A 12,531-nucleotide genomic window follows, 5' to 3' on the forward strand; every position below is an offset into this window, starting at 1 on the left:
GGGTCAGGGGCGATCAACGATCTCGATCCAGTTCGGTCCCTTGCCCACGGGAACGCGTTGGGCCTGGCTCAAGCGGCCACTGTCTGGGTCGATGCGGTACAGCGTCACGGAATGCGAGAGTTGACCTGCTGCGATGAGCCACTGGCCGGAGCTGTCGATTTGGAAGCCGCGCGGTTGCTGCTCCGTGGCTTGATGTCCGACCAGGGTCAGAGCGCCGCTGCTTGCGTCGACGCGCCAAATCGCCAGGGTGCTGGAAGTGCGCTCGCTGGTGTAAAGAAAGCGACCGTCGGGGGTCAGATGCAAATCCGCCGCCCACGGCTTGCCCGTGAAGCCCGCCGGGAGGGTCGACCAATGCTGCTTGCGGCTCAATTGGCCTTTGGCGGCATCAACGTCGAGCAGCTCCACGCTGGCGTCCAATTCGCCCAGCAGATAGGCGTGTCGACCATTCGGATGAAACACCAAGTGGCGGGGGCCGCTGCCAGGGCGCGCGGCCATGGCCGGCGGGTCGTTCGGCGTCAGCTGGCCGGTGGCGGCGTCAAAGCGCCACTGCAGCGCCTGGTCAGTGCCCAGGCTGGTGATGTAAACGTGGCGGTTGGCCGCATCGGGAATCGCGGCGTGCGCGTTCTTGCCATTGGGCACGATTTGTACCGAGGCGGCGGGTTTGCCGTCGGCATCGATGGGCGAGACGCTGGCGCGATGGCCACCATAGGACGCAGCGAAGAGCCATCGTCCGGAGGCATCGGTGGAGATGTAGGCCATGCTGTCCGGCAGCGCGGCACGGGCCAACTCGCTGAGCTGGCCCGTGGTCGGGTTGATCGTGCACGCCAGCACCGTGTAAGGTTCCGAACGCAGCGCCGCGTACAGCACGTTTCTCTGGGGGTTCAGGGCCAAGGGCATCACCATGCCGCCCACCGGCAGGGTCTGCACCAGGCTCAAGCTGCCACGCTCACGGTCCAGGCGCAGCACGCTGATGTCCTGGCTGTCGGCGTTGGAGACATAAACCGAGGCCGAGGAGGAAGCAGAGAGAGAAACGGTCATGGTGATGGGTGATTGACGCTGGGTTCAGTCGGAGGGGATCAGTCGGCCTTGATGCCGGCGGCCTTGATCACCTGCGCCCATTTGGCGACTTCGGCCTTTTGGTAGTCGCCCAGTTGAGCAGGTGTCATGGTCGAAGGCACCATGCCAAAACTCTTCAGTCGTGCCTGGATGTCCGGCGTGGTGACGATCTTCATGATTTCCGCGTGCAAGCGATCCACGATGGGCTTGGGCGTGCCAGCGGGCGCGAACACGGCTTGCCAGGACCCCATGTCGAAACCCTTCTGACCCGCTTCGGCGATGGTCGGCACATTGGGCAGCGATTCAAGGCGCTTGGAGCTGGTGACCGCGATGGGGCGCAGCTTGCCGGACTCGATGTGCGGTCCCACGATCAGCGTGGTGTCGAACATCATGTCCACCTGTCCACCGATCACGTCCTGCACGGCCGGGCCGCTGCCTTTGTAGGGCACGTGCGTGAACTTCACGCCAGTCTGGTAGGACAGCAACTCCAGCGCCATGTGCGGCGAGGTGCCGGTGCCCGGCGATGCCGAGGACAGTCCGCCGTCTCGGGCTTTGCTCGCGGCCAGCACATCGTTCAGTGTCTTGTAGGGACTAGAGGCGGGCACTACCAGCACCAACGGCCCGGAGCCCAGCATGGCCACCGGCGTGAAGGACTTGATCGGGTCGTAGTCGATCTTCGCGTACAGGCTCACGTTGATGGAGTGGGAGCTGATGGTGCCACCCAGGATGGTGTAGCCGTCGGCAGGCGCGCGGGCCGCGATCGCGGAACCCACGCTGCCGCCCGCGCCGCCCTTGTTGTCGATGACCACCGGGGTGCCCAAGGCCGTGCTCAAGGCGGGCGCAATCAGACGTGCCAGCGTGTCCGTGTTGCCACCAGGCGCGAAAGGCACGACGTAGGTGATGGCCTTGCCCTTGGGCCAGCTACCTTGCGCGGCGGCAGGCGTGCTGGCGACCAAGACAGCACATGCGCTGCCGAGCAGCCATGCGCAGGCGGCGAGAGCACGCCGAAACTGTGTATTACGCTTCATATTCATCTCCTTAAGTTTCTGTTATGAAGGGCTGGCAAAAATTAGGTCGCTCCGTGTGCTTCCACGTACAAGGCGTAGATTGAATGGCTGCTGGCCATGTAGAGGCGGTTGTTCTTGGGGCCGCCGAAGCAAAGATTGGCGCAACGCTCGGGCAAACTGATGTGCGCCAGCGGTTTTCCGTTGGGACTGAATACGCGGACTCCGTCGAGTTCTTCGGGCTTGCCTTTGAGTTGAAACACCTTGCGCCCCGCGACTTCCGTGGGTTCGGACTGCAGTGCCCCATTGCTGCCCCATCCGCACCAAAGGTTCCCATCGCGATCGACGCGAAAGCCGTCCAGCGAGCCCTGGTCTGCGGCGTCGATCAGCTTGGTCTTGTTGGACAGCGTCTGCCCATCGGCATCCACGTCGTAACTCCAGATACTGCGGTTGGGCGTGCCTTTCCATTCAACGACATACAGCTTCTTCTCGTCGGGAGAAAACGCCAGACCATTGGGATTGACCAAATCGGTGATGACGGCAGTGACGCGGCCATTCGGGGCGATGCGAAAGACGTTGGTGTTGGCCTGTTCCGATTTGGCGCGATAGCCTTCCCACTCACCATTGATGCCGAAGAGAGGGTCAGTGAACCAGATGCTGTCGTCGGACTTGACGACGACATCGTTGGGAGCGTTCAGTTTCTTGCCCTCGAAACTGTCGGCGAGCACCTTGATCGTGCCGTCCTTTTCCGTGCGCGTGACCCGGCGAGTCACCGAATGCTCGCAGGTGACCAGGCGGCCCTGGCGGTCTCGGGTGTTGCCGTTGGCGAAGTTGGCCGAACTGCGAAAGACGCTGAGCTTCCCGTCTTTTTCGCTGTACTTCATGATCCGGTTGTTGGGGATGTCGCTGAACAGCAGATACCCTCCTTCGGGAAAGTACGCCGGTCCCTCGCACCAGCGCATCCCGGTGGCAACCTGTTCCACGGTGCTGCTGTAGATGCGGTACTTGGCAAAGCTGGGATCGAGAATCTGCACCGCAGGATCAGGGTAGCGCTGGTTCGGTTGGAACGCGAACGACTGGGCACCCGCCCATCCGCTCGTCAAGGCCAAGCTTGCGCCGGCGGCGGTTTTCATGAACCGGCGGCGATCTGAATGCTGAGGTGAGTTCATGTCGGTCTCCTGCTTGTTGTATAGATAACTTAGAAACGGGGTTGGACTCCCGTGAAGGACGGGTCGTACTTCTTCATCTGCCCGAGGTCGTCCCGGTTGCGGATGCCGCAGCGCAGGTAGTTGTCGTGCAGGCGAGCCAAGGCTTCGCGGTCAAGCGTCACGCCCAAGCCCGGGCCAGTGGGCACGCGCAGGCTGCCGTTTTCGAACTTCAGGCGGCCGCCCGTGACGATTTCCTCGTCTTGCCAGGGGTAGTGGGTGTCGCAGGCGTAGGTGAGCAGCGGCACGCTGGCGCACAGGTGCGTCATGGCCACCAGGCTGATGCCCAGGTGCGAATTGCTGTGCATGGACAAGCCGAGGTCGAACGTGCGGCAGAGCATCGACAACTGCTGCGTGGCACGCAGGCCGCCCCAGTAGTGGTGGTCGCTCAACACGATCTTGACGGGGCAGCCCATGTCGGCGTTGCGGCGGAACTCGGCGAAGTCCGTCACGACCATGTTGGTGGCGAGGGGCACGTCACATTCGCGCGCCACTGCGGCCATGCCGTCGAGGCGAGGGGCCGGGTCTTCGTAGTACTCCAGCACGCCGCGCAGCTGTTGCACGATCTTCAGGCTGGTTTCGACCGTCCAATTGCCGTTGGGATCGATGCGCAACGGCGTGCCGGGAAAGGCCTTGGCCAGCGCGAGGATGCCAGCGGCCTCCTGCTCGGGCGGCAGCGCACCCGCCTTGAGCTTGATGCTCTGGAATCCGTATTGGTCGATCATGCGCCGTGCTTGCGCGACGAGCTGCTCGGGCGTCAACGCCTCACCCCAGACGTCCGGCGCGTAGGGCTTTTCGATGTGCTCGGCGTACTTGTAAAACAGGTAGGCCGAGTAGGGCACGCGGTCACGCGCCGCGCCGCCCAGCAAATCCACCACGGGAGCGTTGGCGAGCTGGCCCTGCAGGTCCATCATCGCCACTTCGAAGGCGCTGATCACCTTGGCCACGGTCTTGGACACATGCGTGCCGGGCGCCAGCGAGACCTGCTGCGTCAGGAACTCCGAGGTGGTTTGCTTCGGCGGCGTGACCAGTGCGCGCACGCGCGCTTCCATCTCGTTCAGCGACCAGGGCGACAGCCCTTGCAGAGCAGGCGCGGCCTTGGCCAAGGCCTCCAGCATGGGCAGGTCGCCGTAGCTTTCGTTGATGCCGAGAAGCCCCGATGCTGTCTCGATTTCGATGATGGAGCGCAGGGCCCAGGGTTCGTGGATGCCCGCGGCGTTGAGCAGCGGCGGATCGCGGAACGCGATGGGTGTGATGCGGACATGCCGGATGGCGTGCCGCGTGTCGAGCGGTGAAGTCATGGGCGTAGCAGTCACGGCAAGGCGGTCTTGATCAGCGCCCCATCAGGCTGGGAAGCCAGAGCGAGAAAGCGGGCACGTAAGTCACAAGCAGCAAGCAGAAGGTGAGCGCGCCGTAGAAAGGCAAGATGGATCGCATGACCTGCCCCACCGATATGCCTCCGATCGCGCAGCCGACGAACTGGGTCACTCCCACCGGAGGGGTGTTCAAACCCAGCGCACAGTTGATCAGCATGACGATGCCGAACTGCACGGGGTCCATCCCGTACTGCATGGCGATGGGCAGCAGGATGGGCGTGCACACCAGGATGGTGGCGGCCATGTCGAGGAAGGTGCCGAGCAGGAACAGCAAGACGTTGATCATCAGGAAGATGATCCAGGGTTCGCTGGTGATGCTTTGCATCAGCTCGCCGGTCCTCTGCGGCACTTCGTACAGGGCCATGAAGTAACCGAAGGCCGAGGAAATGCCGATCAACAGCAGCACGATGCCCGTGGTCTTGGCGGCCTTGGCGCAAGCCTTGACGAAATTGCCCCAGGACAGCGTGCGGTAGACCAGTGCCGTCACCAGCAACGCCCACAGCACGGCCGTCGCGGCAGACTCTGCAGCGGTGAAGATGCCCGACAGGATGCCACCGAGGATGATCAGCACGATCAGCAAGCCGGGCATCGCTGCAACCAAGGCCACGGCCACTTCGCGCCAGCCCGGGAAGCTGCCGCGCGTGGGGTAGCCCCGCTTGACGGCCACGTAGTAAGCCGCCGCCAGATTGCACAGCGTGAGCAGCAGCGCGGGGATGATGCCGGCCAGGATCAGGCTGAGCACGCTGACCGAGGCAATGCCCGTGGTGGCCAACGTGAAGATGATGAGGTTGTGTGAGGTGGGCATCAACACGCCGACCAACGCGGCGTGGGTGGTGACGTTGACGGCGTAGTCAGCGTCGTAGCCTTCTTTCTTCATCAGCGGGATCATCACCGAGCCCATGGCGGACACGTCGGCCAGCGCCGAACCTGCCACGCCGCCGAACAGAGTGCAGCCAACGACGTTGCTCATGCCCAGGCCGCCGCGTACGTGGCCCACCAGGCTGTTGGCGAAACGCACGATGCGTTCGGCGATGCCGCCATAGAGCATGAGTTCACCAGCGAACACGAAGAAGGGGATCGCCATGAAGGAGAAAACCTGCATGCCGCCAACCATCTTCTGGAACACGATGGGTACCGGAACACCGGCGTAGAGCACGGTGGCCACGGAGGCCAGGCCGATGGAGAAAGCCACCGGCACGCCGATGATCAGGAGAATGATGAAGGTGATCGAGAGTACGGCCAGTTCCATGATGGTCGGTGCCTTGTCGCTGTGTATTCTTGGGAAAGGGGTCAGTGCCAGGCCGGAACGACTTCTTCACCGCGCAGCAGCGCGATGATGTGCTCGAGCGAGAAAAGCAAGATGAGCACGCCGGCGATCACCAGCGCCAGGTAGTCCAAGCCAGCAGGAATGCCGAGCATGGGGTCCAGTTCGTCCCATTTCAGACGCGTCCAGATCCAACCGCTCCAGGCCATGATCGCGCCAAACAGTGCCACCAGCGCATGGATCAAAACCTCGACCTTGAGGCGCATCCATACAGGCAACAAGCTCACCATCGACTCCAGGCCGATGTGGCCCGCGTCGCGCACGCCCACGGCCACGGCCAAGGCTGTGATGTAGAGAACCAACTGGAGCGCCAAAGCCTCGGTCCAGGTCGGCGTGTCGTTGAAGACATAGCGGCCGACCACCTGGGTCTGCACCGACACGATCAGGGCGATCAGTCCCAGGATGGCCAGGAACAGGCTGATCCTGCTGAGAACCGCGCAAAACCGCGTGTAGATATGGGTGGCAGGGGGATGCGAGGCGTCAAGCGTGCCCGCGGGGAGCGAGGAGGTCATGGGGCTTCTGCCGGAAAAAACGGGAAAAGAAACGGGCGCGTCCGCCGAGAAGGGCAGGTCGGGCAACCCCGACCCGCCCAGGCGGACGCGCCATTGAGATTGGACTTACTTGGTGTCCTGGACAGCCTTCACCAGGCGCTGCAGGTCAGGCGTGGTGATGAACTTGTCGTAAACCGGCTTCATGGCATTCTGGAACTCGGCCTTCTTCACGTCCTTGACCAGCGTGGCGCCGGCCTTGGTCACGACCTCGATGGCCTTGGCGGTCTGCTCGTCCCACTTTTGACGTTGGAACTTCACCGATTCCTTGGCCGTCTCGCGGAACAGCGCCTGGTCAGCCGGGGACAGCTTGTCGAAGAAAGCCTTGGAGATCACGAGCATTTCCGGTGCCATCGAGTGCTCGGTGTACGAGTAGAACTTGACAGCTTCGTAGTGCTTGAAGCCTTCGTAGGAGGGCTCGTTGTTCTCGGCGGCGTCGATCACGCCGGTCTTGAGGGCGGTGTAGACCTCGGCGGTCGGCATGGGGGTGGCGTTGGCGCCCATGGCGCTGGCCACGGCGACCCACAGGTCGGACGGTTGCACGCGGATCTTCATGCCCTTGACGTCAGCCAGGGTGCGCACCGGCTTCTTGGAATAGATGGAGCGCGCGCCGCTGTCATAGAAAGCCAGGCCGACCAGACCTTGGTGCTCGCAGCCCTTCAGGATTTCCTCGCCGATCGGGCCGTCCAGCGACTTGCGCATGTGCGAGATCGAACGGAACAGGAAAGGCATGGTGGGCACCAAGCTCTTGGGGCAGATCGCATTGAGCGAGCTGATGTTCACGCGGTTCATCTCCAGCGCGCCAATCTTCACTTGGTCCAGGGTTTCCTTTTCGGAACCCAAGGCGCTCTTGTTGAACACCTTGATCTTGTACTTGCCGCCGCTGCGCTTGTCCAGCTGCTCGCTCATGTAGCGCACGGCCGCGACGGTGGGGTAGTCATCGCTGTTGTGCACGTCAGCCGAGCGCAGCTCGACGGCGGACGCAGCGCCGGCCAAGCCGATGGCGGCCAGCAGCGCGACGAGGGGGCGCAAGGATTTCTTCATCATGGTTGTCTCCTGGTTGGTTGTGAGTGGAGGGAAGGGAAACTCAGGTCTTTTCGAATGGGCCTTGCTTGACGAAGCCGCCACCGTGGTGGATCAAGCCGGCGTCCTTCGAGTCGATCACGGGCTGGCGGGCTTCGACGGCGGCGCGGAAACGCTCCGAGCTGTCTTGTGGGCGATAGCCGATGTGCCGAGCCTTGCTGTTGTCATACCAGGCCGTGGCGTTGTCGCTGATGCCGTAGATCACGCTGTGGCCGACCACGGGAGCGGTCAGCGAGGACACGACCAGGCGTTCCAGGTCGTCGTAACTCATCCAGGTGCCGAGCATGCGACGGTCGCGAGGCTCGGGGAAAGACGAGCCGATGCGCATGGACACCGTCTCGATGCCGTAGCGGTCCCAGTAGAACTGGGCCAGGTTCTCGCCGAACGCCTTGGACAGGCCGTAGTAGCCATCGGGGCGCATGGGAATGTCGGTGCCAACCACTTGGTCTTGGCGGTAGAAGCCCGTGACGTGGTTGGAACTGGCGAAGACGATGCGCTTGACGCCGTGGCGGCGCGCGCCTTCATACACATGGTAGGTGCCCGTGATGTTGGCCGGCAGGATGTCTTCGAAAGAATGCTCGGTGGAGATGCCACCGAGGTGCACCACGGCACTGACGTCCTTGAGCAGGGCATCCACGGCAGCCTTGTTTTCCAGGGCTGCGGGCATGACTTCTTCTCCAGGCCCGGCGGCGCCCAGATCGGCGATGTCGGACAGGCGCAGCACCTCGCAGTAGGCCTTGAGGCGGCGACGCAGCTCCCGGCCCAAGCCGCCGGCAGCACCGGTCAAGAGCAGGCGGGGGAAGCGCAGGGAAGTGGAATGGGCAGCGGACATAAGGGGAAGCGAGGGGCTGTGGCGGTTTAAAGCGCGGAGTGGATCAGATAAAGTCGCGTGACAACTTGCTATTTGTTATCAGTTGTCGTACAACGATCTTCGTGCCTCACTCAAGCCTTGTCAATGCCAAGTAACTCAGGGGAATCCCCAGTGCACACCGCTTTTCGTCGCCGTCCCCGCACCTTGGCTCTGGAGTTGGTGGAGTCGCTTGGCGACCGCATCCGCGACGGCCGCATCGCCTCCGGCGACAAGCTGCCGACCGAAGCCGCGATCATGGCCGAATTCGGTGTCAGCCGCACCGTGGTGCGCGAAGCCATTTCCAAAATGCAGGCGGCCGGTTTGGTGGAGACTCGGCACGGCATCGGCACCTTCGTGGTCGGTCTGGGTGACAGTGCGGCCTTTCGCATCGCGCCGGAGCAACTGGGCACCTTGCGCGACGTGATCGCCGTGCTGGAACTGCGCATCGGCATCGAGACCGAGGCGGCGGCACTCGCGGCCACCCGCCGAACCCAGCGTAATCTCGAGGAAATGCGGGCCTCGCTGGACGCTTTCGCGGCGGCCTTGGTCGAAGGGCGCGACGCTGTGGGGCCGGATTTTCAGTTCCATCTGGAAATCGCGCGTGCCACGCAAAACCCGCATTTCGCCGAGTTCATGGGCACCTTGGGGGCGATGATCATCCCGCGCGCGCGTCTGGGCGCGGGCGAGGATGCGCAGGAGGAGGCCTTGCGCTACCTACGGCGCGCCAACGGCGAGCACGAGAACATCTACGACGCCATCGTCAGTCAAGATCCGGAAGCGGCCCGCGCCGCGATGCGCACCCACTTGGCCAACAGCCGGGAGCGCCGCCGCCGCGTGGCCCAGCTGTCCGGCGAATTCGGCGCCAAATAAGAGAAGAGAAAAACTCCGCCCGCCAGCCGGTGAGGAGGGGTGGGGTGGTCTTCCCAAGGGTTTGCCTGAGCTTGACAGATGGTGTTCATGTTGTACGATGACTGATAAGTTGTGAATCCCGTCGCACATCCGGTCTCGCATCCCTCGTTCTTCACTGCCCGCACTTCGCGCGGGCCTTCGTACAGCTCAGGAGCCCCATGAATCCGCAAGAACTCAAATCCATCATGTCTCACGGCTTGTTGTCGTTCCCGATCACGGACTTCGACGAGCAGGGCAATTTCCGTCCCAAGACCTACATCGAGCGCCTGGAATGGCTGGCCCCCTACGGCGCGAGCGCGCTGTTCGCCGCTGGCGGCACGGGTGAATATTTCTCTCTGTCCGGCCCTGAGTACGGCCAGATCATCAAGACAGCCGTGGACACCTGCCGAGGCAAGGTGCCGATCATCGCTGGCGCTGGCGGCCCGACTCGCACCGCCATCGCCCACGCTCAAGAGGCGGAGCGCCTGGGCGCCCACGGCATTCTGCTGCTGCCGCACTACTTGACCGAGGCAGGCCAAGAGGGGCTGATCGCCCACGTGGAGGCCGTCTGCAAGAGCGTGAAGTTCGGCGTCATCGTCTACAACCGCGACCGCACCCGCCTCACGCCCAACTCGCTGGCCATCTTGGCCGAGCGTTGCCCCAACTTGATCGGCTTCAAGGATGGCGTGGGCAACATCGAGATCATGTCCTCCATCTACATGAAGATGGGTGAGCGCTTCGCCTACCTCGGTGGCTTGCCGACCGCGGAAGTCTATGCCGCCGCCTACAAGGCGCTGGGCACGCCGGTGTATTCGTCGGCTGTGTTCAACTTCATTCCCAAGACCGCGATGGAGTTCTACAAGGCCGTGGCCGCCAACGACATGGCGACCCAGCATCGCCTGCTGAAGGAGTTCTTCATGCCCTACCTGAACATTCGCAATCGCGTTGAGGGCTATGGCGTGAGCATCATCAAGGCCGGTGCCAAGATCGTGGGCCACGACGGCGGCCCGGTGCGCGCGCCCTTGACCGACCTCACGCCGGCCGAGATGGAAGAGCTTGCCGCGCTGATCAAGAAGCTCGGTCCGCAATAAGGTGGGTGGGGCGGTTCATTCGCCCCTGCGTCCGTGCCTGAGCGCAGTGTGTAGTTCGTCCCAATGCGCTCAGAACGGCCGTGCCGTGCAACGCTTCATAAAAAAACAAGGAGACAAACCATCATGAAAAAACGCGCTTTCCTATTCGGTCTGTTCACCGCCCTGGCCTTGGTCGGCGCGTCGGTGTTCGCGCAGTCGGCGGCTTACCCCAGCAAGGCGATCCGCATCGTCGTGCCATTTCCTGCAGGAGGCACATCGGACGTGCTGGCTCGCCTGATTGGCACGAAGATGAGCGATAAGTTTGGCCAGCCGGTGATCGTTGAGAATCGCCCGGGCAGCGCTGGAAATCTGGGGGCCGACCTGGTGGCCAAGTCGCCCGCCGACGGGCACACCTTTGTGTTGATGGACGTGGGCAATCTGACCATCAGCCCCGCGCTGTACAAGCTGCCGTTTGACGTGCTGCGTGACTTCGCGCCCGTGGCCATGGTCGGCTACTCGCCCCACCTGCTGGTGGTGAGCACCCAGGTGCCCGCTGACAACCTCGCTGACTTCGTGAAGTACGCCAAGGCCAACCCCGGCAAGCTCAATTTCGCGGCGGCCGCTGGCATGGGCAGTGCCACCCATCTGGCTGGCGTGCAGTTCGCGCGCCGTCTGGGCATTGATTGGAGCTACGTGCCCTACAAGGGCGGCGCCCAGGCCATGACCGATCTGGTCGGCGGGCACATGGATGTCACATTCAATGGCATGGTGGCCACCTACCCGCACGTCAAATCCGGCAAGCTCAAGCTGCTGGCGGTGTCCAGTGCCAAACGCTGGAGCGAATTGCCCAACGTGCCGGCCGTGGGCGAGAGCCTGCCGGGTTTCTTGACCGGCAGCTGGCAAGGTTTGCTGGCACCCGCAGGAACGCCGCCCACCGTGATCCGCGCGGTGCACGACGAAGTGCTGCGTATCACCGCTTTGCCCGAAATTCGTGAAAAACTCCAAACCTTGGGCTTTGAGCCCTCGCAGATGAGTCCTGCAGAGTTTGGCGCTTGGCTCAAGGCCGAGATTCCGGCGATGGCCAAGATCGTCAGCGACGAGAAAATCACGGTTGAGTAATGCTGCCGCCCGTGGCAAGCAGCGACCAGGAGAAAAATGATGAGAAAGACGTTGTTGACGTTCCTGTTGGCGATCAGCGCCAGCTTTGGCGCCTGGGCCTGGCCTGACAAGCCGGTCACTTTGCTCGTGCCTTTCCCGCCGGGCGGTTCAACCGACTTGATCGCACGCACGCTCGCGGCCAAGCTGCAAGAAAAACTCGGTGGCACTTTCATCGTGGACAACAAGGCCGGGGCCACCGGCACCATCGGCGCCGCCCAGGTGGCACGCTCGGCGCCGGACGGCCACACCATCTTGGTCGCATCCCTTGGTCCGTACGTCATTGCCCCGCATTTGCTCGCGAAAGTGCCTTACGACGCGCTCAAGGACTTTGACTACGTCACCGTCGCTGTCCAGGCGCCCAATGTGCTCGTGGTGCCCGAGGCTTCGCCGCACAAGTCCCTGAAGGACGTGCTGGCCTACCTGCGCGCGAATCCGGACAAGATGACCTTTGCGTCCTCCGGCAGCGGCAGCAGTGACCACCTGACCGCCGAACTTTTCTGGCAGCAGACCAAAACCTCCGGCGTGCACGTGCCCTACAAGGGCGGTGGCCCCGTGATGACGGATCTGCTGGGCGCTCAGGTGGACTCGTCTTTCATGAACATCAACACCGCGATGCCGCAGATCAAGGCGGGCAAGCTCAAGGCCCTGGCCATCACCAGCGCCAAGCGTTCGCCCCTGCTGCCCGAGGTGCCCACCTTGGAAGAATCGGGCATCAAGGACGCCAATGTCTATTCCTGGCAAGCCATTGCCGCGCCCAAGGGCCTGCCCGTCGCGATCAAGACCAAGTTGCATGCGGCCATCGTGGCGGCGCTCAACGAGCCCGACGTCAAACCGAAATTGCTGGATTTGGGCTTTGAGATCGTCGGCAACACGCCGGCCCAGTTCACCGCCTACCAAGCCGCCGAGTTCGCACGCTGGAAGAAGCTGATCGCGGATCGCAACATCACGGCCAACTGAGTTTTTTCGACC

At 63.0% G+C, this 12,531-nt stretch carries 12 protein-coding genes; 4 read left to right on the forward strand and 8 right to left on the reverse strand.

Features of this window, described 5'->3' with window-relative positions:
* Positions 1-3: 3 nt before the first annotated feature.
* From ACLBKS_RS13760 to ACLBKS_RS13795, 8 genes are all read right to left on the reverse strand, one after another.
* On the reverse strand, positions 4-1,038 hold the full coding sequence (locus ACLBKS_RS13760; protein WP_410193379.1) for a lactonase family protein: 1,035 nt from the start codon (positions 1,036-1,038) through the stop codon (positions 4-6).
* 38 nt (positions 1,039-1,076) lie between these two features.
* Complete coding sequence (locus ACLBKS_RS13765) at positions 1,077-2,084, reverse strand: Bug family tripartite tricarboxylate transporter substrate binding protein (RefSeq protein ID WP_410193380.1); 1,008 nt, start codon at positions 2,082-2,084, stop codon at positions 1,077-1,079.
* 41 nt (positions 2,085-2,125) lie between these two features.
* A complete protein-coding gene (locus ACLBKS_RS13770; RefSeq protein ID WP_410193381.1) occupies positions 2,126-3,229 on the reverse strand; it encodes an SMP-30/gluconolactonase/LRE family protein in 1,104 nt (367 codons plus the stop codon).
* Between the two features lie 29 nt (positions 3,230-3,258).
* Positions 3,259-4,566, reverse strand: a complete 1,308-nt coding sequence (locus ACLBKS_RS13775; RefSeq protein WP_410193382.1) for a glucarate dehydratase family protein — start codon at positions 4,564-4,566, stop codon at positions 3,259-3,261.
* A gap of 31 nt (positions 4,567-4,597) precedes the next feature.
* On the reverse strand, positions 4,598-5,890 hold the full coding sequence (locus ACLBKS_RS13780) for a TRAP transporter large permease (protein ID WP_410193383.1): 1,293 nt from the start codon (positions 5,888-5,890) through the stop codon (positions 4,598-4,600).
* Between the two features lie 41 nt (positions 5,891-5,931).
* Positions 5,932-6,420 (reverse strand): TRAP transporter small permease, encoded by a 489-nt coding sequence (locus tag ACLBKS_RS13785; protein ID WP_410193572.1) that lies wholly within the window; start codon positions 6,418-6,420, stop codon positions 5,932-5,934.
* A gap of 162 nt (positions 6,421-6,582) precedes the next feature.
* Positions 6,583-7,560 carry a TRAP transporter substrate-binding protein gene (locus ACLBKS_RS13790; protein WP_410193384.1) on the reverse strand — a complete coding sequence of 326 codons (978 nt, stop codon included), beginning with the start codon at positions 7,558-7,560 and terminating at the stop codon, positions 6,583-6,585.
* A 40-nt stretch (positions 7,561-7,600) separates the two neighbouring features.
* Complete coding sequence (locus tag ACLBKS_RS13795; RefSeq protein ID WP_410193385.1) at positions 7,601-8,428, reverse strand: NAD-dependent epimerase/dehydratase family protein; 828 nt, start codon at positions 8,426-8,428, stop codon at positions 7,601-7,603.
* A gap of 123 nt (positions 8,429-8,551) precedes the next feature.
* Here ACLBKS_RS13795 and ACLBKS_RS13800 point away from each other — a divergent pair, with 123 nt between their 5' ends.
* From ACLBKS_RS13800 to ACLBKS_RS13815, 4 genes are all read left to right on the forward strand, one after another.
* Entirely contained in the window at positions 8,552-9,316 is a 765-nt protein-coding gene (locus tag ACLBKS_RS13800) for a FadR/GntR family transcriptional regulator (protein WP_410193386.1), read from the forward strand.
* Positions 9,317-9,513: 197 nt separating this feature from the next.
* Positions 9,514-10,425: a 5-dehydro-4-deoxyglucarate dehydratase gene (gene kdgD / locus ACLBKS_RS13805; RefSeq protein ID WP_410193387.1), complete on the forward strand. Its 912-nt coding sequence runs from the start codon at positions 9,514-9,516 to the stop codon at positions 10,423-10,425.
* Positions 10,426-10,548: 123 nt separating this feature from the next.
* Entirely contained in the window at positions 10,549-11,523 is a 975-nt protein-coding gene (locus tag ACLBKS_RS13810) for a Bug family tripartite tricarboxylate transporter substrate binding protein (protein ID WP_410193388.1), read from the forward strand.
* Positions 11,524-11,562: 39 nt separating this feature from the next.
* A complete protein-coding gene (locus tag ACLBKS_RS13815) occupies positions 11,563-12,519 on the forward strand; it encodes a Bug family tripartite tricarboxylate transporter substrate binding protein (RefSeq protein ID WP_410193389.1) in 957 nt (318 codons plus the stop codon).
* Positions 12,520-12,531 lie beyond the last annotated feature (12 nt).

The organism is Hylemonella sp. W303a, assembly GCF_046452315.1.
Classification (GTDB): domain Bacteria; phylum Pseudomonadota; class Gammaproteobacteria; order Burkholderiales; family Burkholderiaceae_C; genus Hylemonella.

Excerpts from the sequence above, each read along its gene's own strand:
- ACLBKS_RS13760 (WP_410193379.1), bottom strand. The coding sequence starts at position 1,038 with ATGACCGTTTCTCTCTCTGCTTCCTCCTCGGCCTCGGTTTATGTCTCC.
- ACLBKS_RS13765 (WP_410193380.1), bottom strand. The coding sequence starts at position 2,084 with ATGAAGCGTAATACACAGTTTCGGCGTGCTCTCGCCGCCTGCGCATGG.
- ACLBKS_RS13770 (WP_410193381.1), bottom strand. The coding sequence starts at position 3,229 with ATGAACTCACCTCAGCATTCAGATCGCCGCCGGTTCATGAAAACCGCC.
- ACLBKS_RS13775 (WP_410193382.1), bottom strand. The coding sequence starts at position 4,566 with ATGACTTCACCGCTCGACACGCGGCACGCCATCCGGCATGTCCGCATC.
- ACLBKS_RS13780 (WP_410193383.1), bottom strand. The coding sequence starts at position 5,890 with ATGGAACTGGCCGTACTCTCGATCACCTTCATCATTCTCCTGATCATC.
- ACLBKS_RS13790 (WP_410193384.1), bottom strand. The coding sequence starts at position 7,560 with ATGATGAAGAAATCCTTGCGCCCCCTCGTCGCGCTGCTGGCCGCCATC.
- ACLBKS_RS13795 (WP_410193385.1), bottom strand. The coding sequence starts at position 8,428 with ATGTCCGCTGCCCATTCCACTTCCCTGCGCTTCCCCCGCCTGCTCTTG.
- ACLBKS_RS13800 (WP_410193386.1), top strand. The coding sequence starts at position 8,552 with ATGCCAAGTAACTCAGGGGAATCCCCAGTGCACACCGCTTTTCGTCGC.
- kdgD (WP_410193387.1), top strand. The coding sequence starts at position 9,514 with ATGAATCCGCAAGAACTCAAATCCATCATGTCTCACGGCTTGTTGTCG.
- ACLBKS_RS13810 (WP_410193388.1), top strand. The coding sequence starts at position 10,549 with ATGAAAAAACGCGCTTTCCTATTCGGTCTGTTCACCGCCCTGGCCTTG.
- ACLBKS_RS13815 (WP_410193389.1), top strand. The coding sequence starts at position 11,563 with ATGAGAAAGACGTTGTTGACGTTCCTGTTGGCGATCAGCGCCAGCTTT.